We start from the raw sequence: 16,183 nt of genomic DNA, 5'->3' as shown, positions 1-16,183 counted from the left end.
TGGACGCACGAAGCGCAGCTACGATGGGCCATGTCGATCCTTGCTGCCCCCAGCCTGAACACCGCCCGACTCGCACTTCGTCCGGTCAGGCCTGCTGATCGCACAGACCTGGTGGCACTGGAAGCGGACCCGGACGTCATGCGCTTTCTCAACGGGGGCCGCCCCGTTCCCGAAGAAGGCTCTCCCGACAGCAGCTTCCTGACACCGCGTGGCACAGAGCCCGAGGTTCTGGCTGCACGCCTTCATGCATCAGGCCGCTTCATTGGCTGGTTTGCGCTGTTTGACGATGGATGGGTCGATGGGGCCAGGACCGCAGAGCTGGGCTATCGGCTTCGACGCGAGGCCTGGGGGAACGGCTACGGGTCCGAAGGCGTACGCGCCCTGGTGGCTCAGGCCTTGGACCGCATGGGCTTTGACCGGGTCCGTGCCCAGACCATGGCGGTCAATCTGGGCTCACGGCGCTTGCTGGAGAAGCTGGGCTTTCAACCCGTCGGCACGGTCTTCCCGCCCTTTCCACATCCTGTTCCGGGCGATGAGCAGGGCGAGGTCATCTACGAAATCTGGCGCGGCGAACGCTCACCTGCCGGGACCTCGTCGGCCCCCTGACGACACACCCCGTAACATCGGGGCACCATGCACCACGGAATCAAGAAGCTGCTGCTGCTCGGCGCGGGACATGCCCATGTGCATGTGCTGTCGCGGCTGGCGCTGAACCGCCCCGCCGACCTCGACGTCACCGTCCTCACACCCTACCCGTACCAGACCTACAGCGGCATGACGCCGGGCTTCGTCGCCGGCCGTTACAGCGAGCAGGATTGCCAGATTCCGCTCGAACCCCTGATCAAGGCCGCCGGCGCGAAATGGATCCGCGCCCGCTGCACCGGCATCGACGCGGCCGAACACCGTGTGCGCCTGAGTCCCGCGGCACAAAGCCGTTCGCAGGACGAGATCCTGCCACCGGACCTGCCCTACCAGTTTCTCTCGATCGACACCGGCGCGGTGATCGACCGACAGCGGCTGGAGGCCGAGATGCCTGGTGCCGCGGCGCACGCGCTGATCGTGCGCCCCATCGAAGTGTTTGCGGCTCTCTGGCCCAAGGTGCTGGAACAGGCGGAAGAACGCCCGCTCTCGGTGGCCGTGATCGGCGCGGGCGCGGGCGGGCTGGAGCTGTTGTTCGCTGCCGAACAGCGGCTGCGCAGTACCGGGCTCCCCGGCGCCTGCTTCACCCTCATCACCGGTGGCGGAGAGCCCGCCGCCAACTACCCCACCGGCCTGCAGGCGCGCGTGCTCAGGCGTCTCAAGCGCCTGAACATCACCGTGCTGCGCGACACCTGTATCGGCATGGACAGGGGCGTGGTGCGGCTGGGCAGCGGCTCGGAACTGGCCTGTGACGTGCCCATCCTCGCCATCGGCACCCACGCGCCCGCGTGGCTGCAGGGCAGCGGCCTGGCGCTCAGCGACTCGGGCCATGTGCAGGTCAACGAGTTCCAGCAGAGCACCAGCCATCCCGAAGTCTTCGCCGCCGGCGACGTCGCCTCCCGCATCGACCATCCACACCCCAGGAGCGGTGTCTACGCCGTGCGCGCCGGCCCGCCGCTGGCCGAGAACCTGCTCGCCGCCAACAGCGGCCAGCCCCTCAAGCCTCACCATCCGCCCAAGAACACCCTCAACCTGCTCTCCTGCGGCGCCGGCCACGCGATCGCCAGCTGGGGTCCGATGCATGCGGAGGGTGGCTGGGCCTGGCGCTGGAAAGACCGCATCGACCGGGCGTTCATGACGAAGTACACGCTGCCTGCGCGCTGAATTCCTCCACCTGCCATCAGCCCATCACCCATGAAACTCGGCTACACCATCATCTATGTCCCCGACGTCGCCGCCTCGCTGGACTTCTTCGAGCGGGCCTTCGGCCTGCAGCGCCGGTTCCTGCATGAGAGCGGCACCTATGGCGAACTCGACACCGGCGAAACCACACTCGCCTTCGCCGCGCACGCGCTCGGAGACATGAACTTCGCCGGTGGGCATGTGCAAGCGGACACGTCGGCCCAGCCGCTGGGTTTCGAGATCGCGCTGGTCACCGACGGTGTGCCGGTCGCCCATGCGCAGGCCCTGGCCGCCGGCGCGCGCGAGATGGCGGTGCCGACGAGCAAGCCGTGGGGGCAGGTGGTGTCCTATGTGCGCTGCCCGGACGGCATCCTGGTGGAGCTGTGCACGCCGGTCGGCGCCTGAACGCCGAGACTTTGCCCCCATCAAGGGGATGCATCACACGCGCAATGGCACGGCTCTTGTATGGTCCGAGCGCCGCCGTCCGGCGGTCCACCACGGGAGCGCACCATGTCTCAGCAGCAAGTCACCGTCCCCCTCACCTGGCAGCTCGCACCGACCAGTCTGAGCCAGCCCATCCTGCCGAACTGGCAGTTCCACCTGTTCAACGTGAACCTCGGGGCGTCGTCCAACCCGGCCGTCGAGCAGCGGGCGCTGGAGCGGGTGGGCAGCTACGGCCGGCAGATTGGCCACCTGGCCGAGGCGCTGGAGGTGATCGTGAAGAAAGCGAAGCTGCTGGAGAGCCAGCACCTGACGCAGCAGGAAAAGGACGCGATCCAGGTCTTCCTGGGCGACGTGTCGACGATCCGGCAGATCAAGTCGTCGGTGGCGGGCCGCTGAGCCTCACTGTCGGGCCGGCGCAATCACTCTGCGCTCAGCAGCCGAGCTGATCGGCCAGATGCAGCAGGTCGCGCGCGTGCAAGGTGTTGGCCGCGACCGGAGAGACGTCCTTCGGGTGCGCCGCACCGAACTCCAGCGGACGTTCGATGTAGGCAGTTTGCAGGCCGTTGTCCCGTGCGGCGGCGAGATCGTCCTGGTGGGCCGCGACCATCAACACCTCGTCCGGCGCGGCATCAAACACCGCGGCCGCGCCGAGATAGACGCGCGGATCGGGCTTGTAGGCCTGGAACACTTCGCCGCTGAGCACGCAGTCCCAGGGCAGACCCGCGCGCTTGGCCATGTCGGTCAGCAGACCAATGTTGCCGTTGGAGAGCGAGCAGATGGTGAAGCGGGTCTTGAGGCGCGTGAGGCCGGCAACGCTGTCGGGCCAGGGATCGAGCCGGTGCCAGACCAAGTTGAGGTCGGTGCGCTGCGCTTCGTCCAGCGCGGCCAGACCAAAACGCGGCAGCAGGCCGTCGAGGATCTCCCGGTGCAGCACGTCGAGCTTGACGAAGCCGCGCCCGCCGGAGCGCACCGCCTCCATCGCCGGCTGATAGCCCGCACGCCAGGCGATGGCGAAGGCGTTGGCGTCAACCTGCGGAAAACGCTGCTGCACCTCGCGCACGATGGAGCCGTGCCAGTCAACCACGGTGCCGAAGATGTCGAACACGAGGATGCGGGGTGCTGTCATGTCGAACTCCAGGGTGTGGGTGGTGCGTACTGGACCGCCAGCGCGAGCGCCACGCGTTCGATCAGCGCGAACGGCATGGGCTGGTTCAGCGGAAAGGCCAGGTTGCCCTTTTCATTGCGCCAGGGCGCGAGTTCTTCGACCAGCGCCAGATCGTTGGTCACCGGCGGATAGACGCCGATGTGGCGCTGGAAGGCGGCGCAGTAGAAGAACACCTTGCCCTGGGCCTTGCCGATCGCTGGCCCGGTCCGGAACGCGGGCATCTGGTAGCTGATGCAAGGCTGGGCGTCAGGAATCAGCGCCTGCACCCGCGCCAGAATCTCGCGCAGCAAAGGCTGCACAACGTCGGACGCTGCGGCGATATAGGCCGCGTGATCAGCGAAGCCCTTGGGTGCGGCGGCCCCGGCCATCGGATCAAAGCAGCGGCGAGACCCAGCGCGAGAAGCGCGGCTGCCAGCGATCGGTGATGTCGGCCGAGACCAGCACGCGCATCGCGCGGCCGATCAGCTTCTCGCGCGGCACGAAGCCGATGTAGCGCGAGTCGGCACTGTTGTCGCGGTTGTCGCCGAGCACGAAGTAGTGGCCCTCGGGCACCGTCATGGCGCCGAAGCTGTGGCGGCCGTTGGCGCCTTCGAGAAACTGCACCGCGTGCTCGGTGCCGTGCACCGACTCGGTGGCGCGCATCGCGCGCACCACCACACCGGGCGCCAGCGCCTCTTCTGCCGGCTGCAGGCCGTCGTAGCGGGCGACCTGCCCGTTGACCGACAGCACCTCGTTCTGCATTGCCACCACGTCGCCGGGCAACGCCACCACGCGCTTGATCAGGCGCGTGCCGTCGGTCGGCGAGCTGAACGTGATGATGTCGCCGCGCTGCGGCTCGCCGAGCCGGACCAGCGAGACCTCGGTCAGCGGCAGCTTGAGGTCGTAGGCGATGCGGTTGACGAAGACCACGTCGCCTTCGAGGATGGTCGGCCGCATCGAGCCCGACGGCACCGGGTTCCAGTCGGCGATGGCAGTTCGGAAGATCCCGAAGCAGAGCAGGAACAGGACAAAACCGCGGTTGGAGCGGAGCCAGTGTTTCATGGAAAGCCTTTAGGAAGGGGTACCGCGCCGGGCGATTTCCTGCGCAGCTTTGAGTCGATTCAGCATGGGCGCATTGAGTTCCCGGTTCATGGCATTCCAGCGGGTCATGGTGCGGTCCAGGCCCGTTTGCAGCCGTGCGGCGGTGGCCTGGTCGCCGGTCGCCAGCGACCAGATGGCGTATTCGGCCTGTGCGTCGAAGCTTCCAAACCGGGCCAGCGCGGATTCGAACTGTTCGCGCGCGGCATCGGCCTGTGCGGTGCCGGCGTACGCGCGGGCGCGCAGCAGGCAGACGGCTTCGGTACGGTACTCGGGGCGCTCACGCTGCAGCAGCTCCAGGTGCTGGATGGCGTCGGCATAACGCTGGCACTCCACCATCGCGCGGGCCGCGCCGAAACGCAGTTCGGGATCGGAAGCGAACGGTCCCTTCAGGGCGCTCTCGTAGGTGGTCGCGGCTTCCGAGGCTTCGCCCACGTCGAGCAGGGCCGCCGCCAGGCGCATCTGGTTCTGCGCGGTCGGCGTCTCCTCAAAGTCCGCCCGCGCCAGCCGGAGTTCCTTGCCGGGATCCAGCGCCCGCGCCGCCGCCGAAACCGCCTTCATCGCGCCCCGCTCCAGCCGCGAGTTGGGCAGATAGATCATGAAGAAGTAGACGATGCTGCCCAGCAAGGGGAAGGCGAAGAGGATGAACAGCCAGTACATCTGCTGCCCCGACTTGACCACGTGAAAGGCGCAAAACAGCGCGATCAAGACATGCAAGCCCAGTCCTGCGATTGGCATGAATCCCTCCTTGGTATTGAGAACGCTGGCCGCCGGCGGCCACGACGGACGCCATCGTATCGGATGGCGACCCGGCGCCGGGAGCGACGCTCAGTCGACCTGCAGGCGCACGCCGTCGTTGCGCGCGGACACGATCTCGCCGACCTCGGCCGCAGCAGCAAAACCGTGTTGCTCGAACACCGCCAGCACCTGCGCCACGGCGTCAGGAGCGCAAGCCACCAGCAGGCCACCGCTGGTCTGCGGGTCGGTGATCAGCGCCTGATCGACCGGCTGCAGCGATGCGGCAAGCCGGACTTCGTTCCCATAGGCCGCCCAGTTGCGGCCGCTGGCGCCGGTCACCAGCCCCTGCGCCGCGAGTTCGCGCACGCCGCCGATCAGCGGCACGTGTGCCATGTCGATGCGCACCGTGGTGTGCGAGCCGCGAGCCATCTCCAGCGCGTGGCCGGCGAGACCGAAACCGGTCACGTCGGTGAGCGCGTGCACGCCGTCCAGCGCCGCAAGGTCGGGGCCGGGCGTGTTCAGTTTCGTGGTGTTGGTGATCATCTGCGCGTAGCCTTCGGCGCCGAGTTTGTCCTTCTTGAGCGCGGCCGAGAGCACGCCCACGCCCAGCGGCTTGCCCAGGATCAGGCGGTCGCCGACCTTCGCATCGGCATTGCGCTTGACGCGTTTCGGATGGATCAGGCCAAGCGCCACCAGGCCGTAGATCGGCTCGACCGAGTCGATGGTGTGGCCGCCCGCGATCGGGATGCCGGCGGCGCGGCAGACCGCCTGCCCGCCTTCGAGGATCTTGCCGATGGTCTCGGTCGAGAGCACGCTGATCGGCATGCCGACCAGCGCCAGCGCCATGATCGGTGTGCCGCCCATGGCATAGACGTCGCTGATGGCGTTGGTCGCGGCGATGCGTCCGAAGTCGAACGGATCGTCGACGATGGGCATGAAGAAATCGGTGGTCGCGATCAGCGCCTGCTCGTCGTTGAGCTGGTAGACGGCCGCGTCGTCCGAGGTCTCGATGCCGACCAGCAGCTCCTTGGGGATCGGCATGGCCGCCGTGCCCTTGAGGATGTCTGACAGCACGCCGGGCGCAATCTTGCAGCCGCAGCCTCCGCCGTGAGAGAGGCTGGTGAGACGGGGTTGGGTGGTGGTGGTCGTTGCGGTGTCGGCGGCCATGGGTGATCGGAAATCAGGACGGGGGCAGCAAGCGTAGCAGGCGCCCGTCGGACTCGTCGGTCAGCAGGTAGATGAAACCGTCGGGGCCCTGGCGCACATCGCGCAGGCGTTCGCCGAGCTTCGGCAGCAGCTTCTCTTCCTTGACCAGCCTTGTCCCCTGGAACTTCAGGTGCGCCAGGTGGCCGAACTTGAGCGAGCCGACCAGCATGCTGCCGACCCAGGCTTTGCCGTAGCGATCGCTGGTGACCCAGGCCATGCCCGACGGTGCGATCGAGGGCACCCAGTAGTGCAGCGGTTGCTCCATGCCGGCCTTCGCGGTGATGCCTTCGCCGATCGGGCCGCCGCCGTAGTTCTCGCCGAATGTGATGACCGGCCAGCCGTAGTTCTTGCCGGCTTCCGGGCGGTTGACTTCGTCACCGCCCTGCGGGCCGTGTTCGATGGTCCAGAGATGACCGTCGGGGCCGATGGCACCGCCCTGCAGGTTGCGGTGGCCGTAGCTCCAGATTTCCGGCAATGCGCCCGGTTTCGTGGCAAACGGGTTGTCGGGCGGCGCGCTGCCGTCCTTGCGCAGCCGCACGACCTTGCCCAGGTGGTTGTCGAGCTTCTGCGCATCGTCCTTGCGTGAGAAGCGCTCGCCCAGCGTGAGGAACAGGGTCTGGTCTTTGGCCTCGACGATGCGGCAGCCGAAGTGTGCCGAGCTGGCCACCTTGGGCTTCTGGCTGAAGATGGTCCTGACGTTCTCCAGCCGCGTGGCGTCGTCCGACAGCTGTGCCGAAGCCAGCGCGGTCGAGTTGCCACCCGGCCCGGGTTCGGAGAAACAGAAATAGATGGTGCGGTTGCGGTCGAAGTGGCTGTCGGCGACCACGTCGAGCAGGCCGCCCTGCCCGCCCGCGTCGATCTTCGGCAGACCCGCGAGTGGCACGCCCAGCTTGCCGTCGGGCTGCACCACCCGCAGTCGGCCCGGCCGCTCGGTCACCAGCATGCGCCCCCCGTCGATGAACGCCAGCCCCCAGGGGTTCTGCAGGCCGGTGCTCACCACCTCGACCGTGGGCGGTGCGGCGAACGCGCTCGCTGAACAGGCCAACAGCAAGCAGCAGGCACCGTGCAACCGGCTTCGCCGGGCCGCAGGTGCTGTCCCTCCTGGCAGGGGGGAAGGTCCGAAGCGGCGCAGGGGGTTCATTTCCATCACCCGAATGGACGCACACCAAAGAAGAACGCGTGGCCCCACATCACGGTCAACCCGTACAGGGCCAGTCCACCGACCACCGCGATCACATCGTTGGCCGCGCCGGCCGGCAGTGCGGGCACCGTGCGCAAGGCTCCCGCCTGCGCCCGCCGCTTGAGCGAGATGCGGTCGGCCACGGCCCAGAGCAGGAAGCCGCCGAACAGCAGCACGTCGGCCAGGCTGCCGCCGGTGGCGGACTGCGCCAGCAGATGGGCGAAGGCCCAGAGCTTGACCGCCAGCAGCATCGGGTGCTTCGCCGCGCGCTGGATGCGACCCGGCAGGTAGGCCGCCAGCAGCAGCACGAACACCGGCAACAGCAGCAGGGCGGCAAGGTGCCGGAAACCGCCGGGCATGCTGTAGAGCAGCACCGGGTTCTCGCGCGCCAGACCGTAGCCCCAGACGATCAGGCCCAGCCCCACCGCCGACGCCAGCGAATACAGCCCCTTCCAGGGCCCCTCGCCCAGACGCGCCACCAGTTGGTCGCGCCCGGTGGGCGAGAAGATGGCGACCGAATGCACGCCCAGAAACAGCAACAAACCCAGCACCAGCCAACTCATGCCATCTCCTTGGACAAACGCTGCGCGACCTCGGCCATGGTGGGCCGGTCACCGGGATCGAAGGCCAGGCAGGCCCGCGACAGAGCGGCCATCATGTCACGCAGCGGATCGCCGTGTGTGACATCCAGTCTTTCCCCGAGTTCCTCCAGCAGGCAGCCAAACGCCCGCACTTCCAGCGCCTGCAGCGCGCGCGCCAACGCCGGCTGGTCGGCCGGCAGCAGGGCTGCCGCGCCGAAGTCACTCAGCAGCGCCTCGCCCGTGAGCGGGTCGAACAGGATGTTGTGCGCGTAGAAGTCGCCATGGGTCGCGCCCTGGCGGTGCAGGTGGGCCAGCGCGCCGGCCATGTCGCGCAGCAGGCGCCGCGCCGGCCCGGCCGCGATGCGCCAGCCGGCGGGGTACACATCGCGCGTGCAGCTGGCCAGGCTGGGCGGCCCGGCCAGCAGCACATGGCCCGAAGGAATCAGCGGCAGGAACATGCCCATCGCGCCCTCCGGGTGGCCTTCCAGCCTCGCCACCGGGGTGCACAGCGTCGGGTGTGCGCCGACGAAGCCGCTGGCTGCCATCTCGTGTTCGGCCAGGCCGTCGCTGGTGACCGCGCCTCGGAACAGCTTGAGCGCCAGTTCGTCACAGTGGCCCGCCACCCGCGCGCGCATGGCACGACCGGAAGCGCCCTCGCCCAGCAAGGCGCCAAGCTCCACCGCCGACCAGTGAATCGCCGGCAACCCGGGGCCGGTGGGCGCGGCCCAGCCCAGCGGGTTGCCCGCCAGCGCCAGCCAGCTCAGGCGCGGCAGCGCTGTCAGCCAGGTCGGCAGACGCTCAAAGCGGTTGGCCGAAATGCGCAGCAGTTCGAGCCGATCTGCCAGGGCCAGGCCTTCGGACAGTGCCTGCAGCCGGTTGCCCGCCAGCATGAGCTTCTGCATGCGGGGGCGTTCGCCCACCGCGGCGGGCAGGGTTTCGATGGCGTTGTCGGTCAGGATCAGCCAGCGCAGCCGCGGCGGCAGCGCAGCGGCAGACACATGCCGGATCTGGCAGGCCTTGAAGCCGACCATTTCCAGCGACGCGCATTCGCCCAGCACCTCGGGCAGCACGGTGAACGGGTTGTCGGAGCCAAACACCACCTTCAGCCGGTGCAGCTTCGGCAACCAGTCGGGCAGGTCGGTCAGGCGGTTGCCGCTGAGGTTGAGCACCTCCAGCGTGTCGGCCAGCGCCAGCACGTCGTCGGGCAGCGCGGTCAGGCCGCAGGAAAGGTCGAGCCGGGTGCTGCCGGCCAGGGCGCCAGTGCGCAATTGTTCTAGGGTGTGCATTCGGTCGCGATTATCGGATCGGGCCGTGTGGCAACAAAGGAACAGCCCCGCAAAGCCGCCCCCGGGAACCTTGCAGTGCTCCTAGAATCGATTCAAGACCACCCCGCACAAGGAGCGCCCATGAAGAAGCACCTCCTGGCCACGGCCGCATTGCTTGCGGCCCTCGGCAGCCCGGCCACCCAGGCCCAGAGCGTGTACGGGGAACTGGGTTACTCCAACCTCTCGCTCAAACTGTCGGTGCCCGTCATCGGCCTGCGCGCCAGCGCCAGCCCGAACATGGTGCGCGGCCTGGTCGGGCTGCAACTGACCGACGGATTCGCGCTCGAAGCCATCGGCGGCCTCAACTCCGGCAAGGGCACCTACACCGCCAGCAACACCGGCACCCAGTACCGCGGCAAGGTCGACCAGCTCTACGGGCTGTATGTCACGCCGAAATTCGGGCTCGGCCCGGTCGAAGTGTTTGGCCGCGTCGGCATGGCGAGCAGCAAGATCAGCTTCCAGGGTCTGGGCTCGGGCTCCGACAAGAAGCTGTCGTATGGCGGCGGCCTGCGGCTGATGCCCACCAGCAAGCTCTCGCTGAGCGTCGACTACATGAACTACCTCGACAGCGGCGGCGCCAGCGTCAACGGCTACTCGCTCAACCTCGGCCTGCGCTTCTGAGCCTGAGCGTGCTCAGGGAGCGGCCGGGCTTTGGTCCGGTGTGCTGTCCGGCAGTTTTTCCGGAACATGGGCCAGCAGGTCGCCGGGCTGGCACTGCAGGTACTCGCAGATCTTCTCCAGCGTCTCGAAACGCACGCCCTTGACCTTGCCCTGCTTGAGCAGGGACATGTTGGCCTCGGTGATGCCGACGTGTTCGGCCAGGTCGCGCGAGCGCACCTTGCGCCGCGCCATCATCACATCCAGCTGCACGACGATGGGCATCAGACGAAGCCCTCGTTCTCTTCGGCCAGCGTCTGGCCTTCGCCGATCACCGCCGCCATCAGCCAGACCAGGCCAGCGAAGAACAGGGTGAACACATGGTCGGAGCCGATGCCGATGGCCAGATGGCGCTGGCCTGGCGGGTTGTGCAGCGTCAGCAGCACCGAGGTGGCGACGCCGGCCAGCAGCGCCGCCAGCGCGGCCCAGGCGACCCAGCCGGCAAAGCGGCGCAGCAACGAAGTTGCCTGCAGCGTGAACACCTTCCCTTGGGCAAACATGGCAAAACATCGCCGAGCCTGCCAGACGCCCATCAGCAGCAGCACCAGCGGCACGCCCGTCACCGCGCCCGCGGCAACGCGTTGCCACAGCGCCAGCGGCCCCTGGATCGCCTGTGGCGGCAGGTTGGCGTGGCCGGCGAGCATGACCTCGCTGGCCGTGGCCCAGTAGAAGACCAGCGCCAGCGGCAGTCCCACCAGCAGCACCCTGCAGGCCGCCACCATCCAGCGGCTGATGCGGCGCACGCTTAGCAGCGACAAGGCCTTGCGTTCGGAAGGGGATGCGTTCATCGGAGATCCAGTCGAAAGCGGGTGGACGAACCTAATTTTATTGTTTTACAATAATTTTTTATCTGATGACGATCATTCTAAGACCATGTCACACCGCACCGCCCTGGCCTGGACCCGCCGCAGCCTGATGCTGTCCGCCGCCGCACTTCTGACCGCCTGCGGCGGCATTCCGCTGAGCGCCATCCCGCGCCTGACCCAGCTTTCGGGCCAGCTGCTGGAGGCCAATCCGGCGCACTTCATGGTCGCGGTCCAGGCCGACGCACGCGTCGTGCCACCGGTTGGTGCGGTGCCGCAGCTGCTGATCCAGCTCAAGCCCAAGGTCGCGGGTACCTTCGAACCCGTCGACCGGAAGCTGCCGCTGACGCTGACCACCTCTTCGGTCGCGACGCTGGGTCTGGACGCGCCCGGGCCGGGCCGCCGCTGGATGGTCTACAGCCTGCCGCCCGTCACCCAGGCCGAACTGCAGCGCGTGCAGGCCACGGTGAAGCAGGCGCAGGCCCAGCCGGGCTACCAGCGCGGCGGCTCTCTGAGCATCGGCATCGAACAGAAGGACCTGGTGATGATCGACCCGGCCCTGGACCACACGCGCTGGTCGACCTGGCTCCAGGTCAAGCAGAGCGAAGGCTTCTTTGAAATCTGGGACAGCACCCCGGCGCAGATCCGCAAGATCGCGGCCGATGCGGCCGCGGCGCAGGCCGCCAAACGCTGAGCACTGGAACGCGCGGTTTCAGCCGAGGATCGCCGCCTCGCCCGCCCCGCTGGCGCCGCGGTTGTCGCGCCATTCCACGCGGATGCGGTCGCCGGCCTGACCACCCTTGAAACGGAAGGCCAGCAGCGGGTCCCTGGACACCGAAGGGCCGAGGTCGGCCTGCAACACGGTGCGACCGTTGTGGGTGACCTGCAGATCGGTGATGTGGTGGGCCGGGATGAACCTGCCGGCCGGGTCCTTGCGGTTGCCGGACTCCATCACGTGCGGCACCAGCACACGCACCGTGGTTTCGCCGGCGGCCAGCGTGGCGCGGATCTTGAGCGGTTCGTTCATGGCCGGCTCATCCTCCGCAGCTGCCGACGGTGACCGCCGTCTGCTTGCTGGCCATGTAGAGCTTGCCGTCGGCGCGCACCACGGCGACCACGCGGCTGCTCTCGGCCATCTTGACCCGCACCTGGATGTCGGGCACCGAGCCCGCAGGGAAACGGAAGCTGGCCGACAGCGGCACCGGGTTCTTCTCGACCAGCAGGTGGATCTCGGTCGTGCCCGGCAGCAGGCTGACCACCCGCACCGGCGCCACGCTGCCGTCCTCGACCACGTCCAGCGCGGTCAACTGCACCTGCTCGCTGGTCGCGGGACGGCTCCCCAGCGCGGCCAGCGCGCCATCCAGCGTGTCGGCGCCAAAGCCAGCGCGCGCTTCGGCGGCCTGCGCTTCCGGCCAGCCAATGACGCCTTGCGCCACCAGCACGGCCAGCAGGCTGGTGGTCTTCAGGGCATGGCGGCGGTCGGGTGACATGGCGACTCCGGTGTGGATCAGGTCGGGAGTTTATGCCGATCAACCCCGAATGCCTCGCGGCGCCGCAGTGGAGGTGGCCTGGCCAGAACGCAGCCGGCGGTACAGCCAGCCCGCAATCGCCAGGTTCAGCAGGTTCCAGGCGATGCCGTTGAAAAAGGCCGCGCGGTAGCTGCCGGTCTGGTCGAAGATCCAGCCCGAGAGCCAGCCGCCCAGCGCCATGCCGATCAGCGTGGCCATGATCACCGCGCCGACCCGGGCACCGACCTCCTGCAGCGCGAAGTGCTCGCGCACGATGATGGCGTAGGAAGGCACGATGCCGCCCTGGAACAGGCCGAACAGCGCCGAGATCACGTACAGCGGCACCATGCCGTCGAACGGCAGGAACAAGAGCAGCGCCACGCCCTGCAGCGCCGAGCCCAGCAGCAGCGTGCGGATGCCGCCGATGCGGTCGCAGACGAAGCCAGACACCAGCCGGCTGACGATGCCGCTGGCCAGCATCAGCGAGAGCATCTCGGCGCCGCGCGCGGCGCCGTAGCCGAGGTCGGTGCAGTAGGCCACGATGTGCACCTGCGGCATCGACATCGCCACACAGCAGCCCACCCCCGCCACGCACAGCAGCCACTGGGCCTGCGACGGCTTGAGGCCGAAGGGGCGGCCGCGGTCTGCGGCCGGCGCGGCACCGACCGCACTCACCGGCACCGGCGCGGCCTGCGGTGGCCGCTGCCGCATCAGGCCCGAGAGCGCCAGCATGCCCAGGCCGCAGAACAGCCCCATGGCCGTATAGGTGGGGCGCCAGCCGATGGTTTCGATGCCGTGCTGCACCAGTGGCGGCCAGATCGCACCGGCGATGTAGTTGCCACTGGCGCAGATGGCCACCGCGATGCCGCGCCGCCGGTTCCACCACTGCGAGGTGTCGGCCAGCAGCGGCGCGAAGGTCGAGGCGCCGCCGAGCAGGCCCAGCAGGCCGTGCGCCAGCCCGAAGGTCCAGATGCTGCCGGATTGCGCAGCCAGCAGAAAGCCGCCCGCCACCGCCATCGCGCCCACCCACAGCACCTTCATCAGCCCATGTCGGTCGGCCATGCGGCCGGTCCAGATTCCGCCAATCCCCAGACAGACCATCATGAAGGTGTACGGCAGCGAGGCGCTGGCCCGGTTGATGCCGAACTCGGTCTGCACCGTCGGCAACACCACCGACACCACGTACATGCTGCTGTTGCCCAGCACGACCAGGCCCAGGGACACCAGCAGTCGCCAGGCGGCCTGGAGCGAATCGATGACGGAGGGGTCGGCGTGCAGGGGGCGGTTCATCACCACAATCTAACGCAAGGGCTGCGACGCCCCCTGTCTCGCCGGCAGCTCATCGCGGGCAGCTCAGCCGGCGCGTGATGTTCAGGCCACCCGGGCCGCCAGCTCACCCTTGTCGTAGCGCTTCTGCATGGTTTCGAGGCTGTGCACCTGGGTGATCTTCGAGGCCATGCCTGCCGAGCCAAACGCCTCGTAACGCGCCGCGCAGATCGCCTGCATCGCCTTGGTCGCTTCCTTGTAGAACTTGCGCGGATCGAAGTTCTTGCGGTCTTCGGCCAGGTGCTTGCGGATCGCACCGGTGCTGGCCATGCGCAGGTCGGTGTCGATGTTGACCTTGCGCACGCCGTTCCTGATGCCTTCCACGATCTCTTCCACCGGCACGCCGTAGGTCACGCCCATGTCGCCGCCGTACTGGTTGATGACTGCCAGCCAGTCTTCGGGCACGCTGGAGCTGCCGTGCATCACCAGGTGCACGTTGGGAATGCGCTGGTGGATCTCCTTCACGCGGTCGATGCGCAGCACCTTGCCGCTGGGCTTGCTGCTGAACTTGTAGGCGCCATGGCTGGTGCCGATGGCGATCGCCAGCGCATCGACCTGGGTCTTGCTGACGAAGTCGGCCGCTTCGTCGGGGTCGGTCAAGAGCATGGAATGGTCCAGCTCGCCTTCGGCGCCGTGGCCGTCTTCTTCGCCGGCCTTGCCGGTTTCCAGCGAACCCAGACACCCGAGTTCACCTTCCACCGAGACACCACAGGCGTGGGCCAGATCGACCACCTGCTTCGTCGTGCTCACGTTGTACTCATAGCTCGCAGGTGTCTTGCCGTCGGCCAGCAGGCTGCCGTCCATCATCACCGAGGAAAAGCCCGACTGGATGGAGCGCGCGCAGATTGCGGGCGTCGCGCCGTGGTCCTGGTGCATGCAGACGGGGATGTGCGGGTACATCTCGACCGCTGCGGCGATCAGGTGACGCAGAAAGGGCTCGCCCGCATACGAGCGCGCGCCCGCCGAGCCCTGCAGGATGACCGGGCTGTCGACCGCGTCGGCGGCCTGCATGATGGCCTGCACCTGCTCCATGTTGTTGACGTTGAAGGCCGGCAGGCCATAGCTGTGTTCGGCCGCGTGGTCGAGCAGCTGACGAAGGGAAATCAGGGCCATGGAAATGTCTCCGTGAGATTGAAAAATGGTTTCAGGCAGAGGCCCTGCGCTCAAGCACCTCGAACGCTGGCAGCGTCTTGCCCTCGAGCACCTCGAGGAAAGCGCCGCCGCCGGTGGAGATGTAGCCCACGTCCTTCTCGATGCCGTACTTGGCAATCGCCGCCAGCGTGTCGCCACCGCCGGCGATGCTGAACGCGCTCGATTCAGCGATCGCGTGGGCGATCACCTTGGTGCCGTTCTCGAAGGCTGCGAACTCGAACACGCCCACCGGGCCGTTCCAGACAATCGTGCCGGCCTTCTTGAGCTGCTCGGCCAGCTTGGCCGCGGTCTTGGGGCCGATGTCCAGGATCATGTCGTCGTCGGCCACCTCGGTCGCCGCCTTGACCGTCGCCACCGCATCGGCCTTGAATTCCTTGGCGCAGACCACGTCTTCGGGGATCGGCACTTCTGCGCCACGCGCCTTCATGGCCGCGATCACGGCCGTGGCTTCGCCCAGCAGGTCCGGCTCGGCCAGGCTCTTGCCGATCTTCAGGCCAGCCGCGAGCATGAAGGTGTTGGCGATGCCGCCGCCAACGATCAGGCCGTCGACGTTCTTGGCCAGGGCCTGCAGGATGGTCAGCTTGGTGCTGACCTTGGAACCGGCCACGATGGCGATCAGCGGGCGCTTGGGGTTGGCCAGGGCCTTGCCGATGGCGTCCATCTCTGCCGCCAGCAGCGGGCCTGCGCAGGCCACCGGCGCGGTTTCGGCGATGCCGTAGGTCGTGCCTTCGGCGCGGTGCGCGGTGCCAAAGGCGTCGTGCACGAAGATGTCGCACAGCTTGCCCAGCTTGGCGGCCAGTTCGGGCTTGTTCTTTTTCTCGCCCACGTTCAGGCGGCAGTTCTCCAGCATCACGACTTCACCGGGAGCGACCGAGAAGTCCCCGTCGACCCAGTCGGCCACCACGCGGATGTTGCGGCCCATGAGCTGGCCCATGCGCGCGGCCACGGGCGCCAGCGAGTCTTCGGGCTTGAATTCGCCTTCGGTGGGGCGGCCCAGGTGGCTGGTGACCATCACGGCGGCACCAGCGTCCAGCGCCATCTGGATGGCCGGGATGCTGGCGCGGATGCGTGTGTCTTCGGTGATGTTGCCGGCGTCGTCGAGCGGCACATTCAGGTCAGACCGGATGAAGACGCGCTTGCCGCGGGCGAAGCCACTGGCGCACACGTCGCTGAATCGGAGGAATTTCATCGTCGTCTCCC

General features: G+C 67.9%; 21 protein-coding genes. 6 read left to right on the top strand and 15 right to left on the bottom strand.

Going from position 1 to position 16,183, the window contains the following annotated elements; all coding sequences use genetic code 11:
* Positions 1–30: 30 nt before the first annotated feature.
* The 4 genes from ACLIJ1_RS10680 to ACLIJ1_RS10665 all read left to right on the top strand — a co-directional run bounded on the left by ACLIJ1_RS10680 (position 31) and on the right by ACLIJ1_RS10665 (position 2,661).
* Positions 31–606 carry a GNAT family N-acetyltransferase gene (locus ACLIJ1_RS10680; protein WP_411365491.1) on the top strand — a complete coding sequence of 192 codons (576 nt, stop codon included), beginning with the start codon at positions 31–33 and terminating at the stop codon, positions 604–606.
* Positions 607–633: 27 nt separating this feature from the next.
* The gene (locus ACLIJ1_RS10675; RefSeq protein ID WP_411365490.1) at positions 634–1,803 is read left to right on the top strand and encodes an FAD-dependent oxidoreductase; all 1,170 of its coding nucleotides are present in this window, start codon (positions 634–636) and stop codon (positions 1,801–1,803) included.
* A gap of 30 nt (positions 1,804–1,833) precedes the next feature.
* Entirely contained in the window at positions 1,834–2,226 is a 393-nt protein-coding gene (locus ACLIJ1_RS10670) for a VOC family protein (protein WP_411365489.1), read from the top strand.
* A 105-nt stretch (positions 2,227–2,331) separates the two neighbouring features.
* Entirely contained in the window at positions 2,332–2,661 is a 330-nt protein-coding gene (locus ACLIJ1_RS10665) for a hypothetical protein (RefSeq protein WP_411365488.1), read from the top strand.
* Positions 2,662–2,695: 34 nt separating this feature from the next.
* Here the strand turns inward: ACLIJ1_RS10665 and ACLIJ1_RS10660 are convergent, their stop codons facing one another.
* From ACLIJ1_RS10660 to ACLIJ1_RS10625, 8 genes are all read right to left on the bottom strand, one after another.
* Entirely contained in the window at positions 2,696–3,391 is a 696-nt protein-coding gene (locus tag ACLIJ1_RS10660; protein WP_411365487.1) for a haloacid dehalogenase type II, read from the bottom strand.
* Positions 3,388–3,798 (bottom strand): iron chaperone, encoded by a 411-nt coding sequence (locus ACLIJ1_RS10655; protein ID WP_411365486.1) that lies wholly within the window; start codon positions 3,796–3,798, stop codon positions 3,388–3,390. Before ACLIJ1_RS10655 ends, ACLIJ1_RS10660 begins: the two co-directional genes overlap by 4 nt.
* A gap of 4 nt (positions 3,799–3,802) precedes the next feature.
* Positions 3,803–4,471: a signal peptidase I gene (lepB, locus tag ACLIJ1_RS10650; protein WP_411365485.1), complete on the bottom strand. Its 669-nt coding sequence runs from the start codon at positions 4,469–4,471 to the stop codon at positions 3,803–3,805.
* A gap of 9 nt (positions 4,472–4,480) precedes the next feature.
* Positions 4,481–5,245, bottom strand: a complete 765-nt coding sequence (locus ACLIJ1_RS10645) for a tetratricopeptide repeat protein (RefSeq protein WP_411365484.1) — start codon at positions 5,243–5,245, stop codon at positions 4,481–4,483.
* A gap of 90 nt (positions 5,246–5,335) precedes the next feature.
* Positions 5,336–6,412, bottom strand: coding sequence for a selenide, water dikinase SelD (selD, locus tag ACLIJ1_RS10640; protein ID WP_411365483.1), 1,077 nt, complete (start codon positions 6,410–6,412; stop codon positions 5,336–5,338).
* A gap of 13 nt (positions 6,413–6,425) precedes the next feature.
* A complete protein-coding gene (locus ACLIJ1_RS10635) occupies positions 6,426–7,592 on the bottom strand; it encodes a PQQ-dependent sugar dehydrogenase (protein WP_411365748.1) in 1,167 nt (388 codons plus the stop codon).
* A gap of 5 nt (positions 7,593–7,597) precedes the next feature.
* Positions 7,598–8,194, bottom strand: coding sequence for an NnrU family protein (locus ACLIJ1_RS10630; RefSeq protein ID WP_411365482.1), 597 nt, complete (start codon positions 8,192–8,194; stop codon positions 7,598–7,600).
* Entirely contained in the window at positions 8,191–9,498 is a 1,308-nt protein-coding gene (locus ACLIJ1_RS10625; protein WP_411365481.1) for a leucine-rich repeat-containing protein kinase family protein, read from the bottom strand. Before ACLIJ1_RS10625 ends, ACLIJ1_RS10630 begins: the two co-directional genes overlap by 4 nt.
* Before the next feature lie 120 nt (positions 9,499–9,618).
* Here ACLIJ1_RS10625 and ACLIJ1_RS10620 point away from each other — a divergent pair, with 120 nt between their 5' ends.
* Positions 9,619–10,158, top strand: a complete 540-nt coding sequence (locus ACLIJ1_RS10620) for an outer membrane beta-barrel protein (protein ID WP_411365480.1) — start codon at positions 9,619–9,621, stop codon at positions 10,156–10,158.
* A 12-nt stretch (positions 10,159–10,170) separates the two neighbouring features.
* Here the strand turns inward: ACLIJ1_RS10620 and ACLIJ1_RS10615 are convergent, their stop codons facing one another.
* Together ACLIJ1_RS10615 and ACLIJ1_RS10610 are read right to left on the bottom strand one after the other, a co-directional pair.
* Positions 10,171–10,419, bottom strand: a complete 249-nt coding sequence (locus ACLIJ1_RS10615) for a helix-turn-helix domain-containing protein (RefSeq protein WP_411365479.1) — start codon at positions 10,417–10,419, stop codon at positions 10,171–10,173.
* Positions 10,419–10,982, bottom strand: a complete 564-nt coding sequence (locus ACLIJ1_RS10610) for a DUF2975 domain-containing protein (RefSeq protein WP_411365478.1) — start codon at positions 10,980–10,982, stop codon at positions 10,419–10,421. The genes ACLIJ1_RS10615 and ACLIJ1_RS10610 overlap by 1 nt, the downstream gene beginning before the upstream one ends.
* Before the next feature lie 85 nt (positions 10,983–11,067).
* On the opposite strand from ACLIJ1_RS10610, the gene ACLIJ1_RS10605 reads away from it, so the two are divergent.
* Positions 11,068–11,691, top strand: a complete 624-nt coding sequence (locus ACLIJ1_RS10605; protein WP_411365477.1) for a hypothetical protein — start codon at positions 11,068–11,070, stop codon at positions 11,689–11,691.
* Positions 11,692–11,709: 18 nt separating this feature from the next.
* On the opposite strand, the gene soxZ is transcribed toward ACLIJ1_RS10605, so the two are convergent.
* From soxZ to ACLIJ1_RS10580, 5 genes are all read right to left on the bottom strand, one after another.
* Positions 11,710–12,024 carry a thiosulfate oxidation carrier complex protein SoxZ gene (soxZ, locus tag ACLIJ1_RS10600; RefSeq protein ID WP_411365476.1) on the bottom strand — a complete coding sequence of 105 codons (315 nt, stop codon included), beginning with the start codon at positions 12,022–12,024 and terminating at the stop codon, positions 11,710–11,712.
* Between the two features lie 7 nt (positions 12,025–12,031).
* Positions 12,032–12,487, bottom strand: a complete 456-nt coding sequence (locus ACLIJ1_RS10595) for a thiosulfate oxidation carrier protein SoxY (protein ID WP_411365475.1) — start codon at positions 12,485–12,487, stop codon at positions 12,032–12,034.
* Positions 12,488–12,526: 39 nt separating this feature from the next.
* Positions 12,527–13,795, bottom strand: a complete 1,269-nt coding sequence (locus tag ACLIJ1_RS10590; RefSeq protein WP_411365474.1) for an MFS transporter — start codon at positions 13,793–13,795, stop codon at positions 12,527–12,529.
* 81 nt (positions 13,796–13,876) lie between these two features.
* Positions 13,877–14,944 carry a class II fructose-bisphosphate aldolase gene (fba, locus tag ACLIJ1_RS10585; protein WP_411365473.1) on the bottom strand — a complete coding sequence of 356 codons (1,068 nt, stop codon included), beginning with the start codon at positions 14,942–14,944 and terminating at the stop codon, positions 13,877–13,879.
* Positions 14,945–14,975: 31 nt separating this feature from the next.
* Complete coding sequence (locus ACLIJ1_RS10580; protein ID WP_411365472.1) at positions 14,976–16,172, bottom strand: phosphoglycerate kinase; 1,197 nt, start codon at positions 16,170–16,172, stop codon at positions 14,976–14,978.
* Between the last annotated feature and the right edge of the window lie 11 nt (positions 16,173–16,183).

Origin of the sequence: Hydrogenophaga sp. RWCD_12 (assembly GCF_046604225.1) — a bacterium.
Classification (GTDB): Bacteria; Pseudomonadota; Gammaproteobacteria; order Burkholderiales; family Burkholderiaceae_C; genus Hydrogenophaga.
Note: the sequence above shows the minus strand (reverse complement) of the source record. Positions and strands in the feature narration are given on the sequence as shown.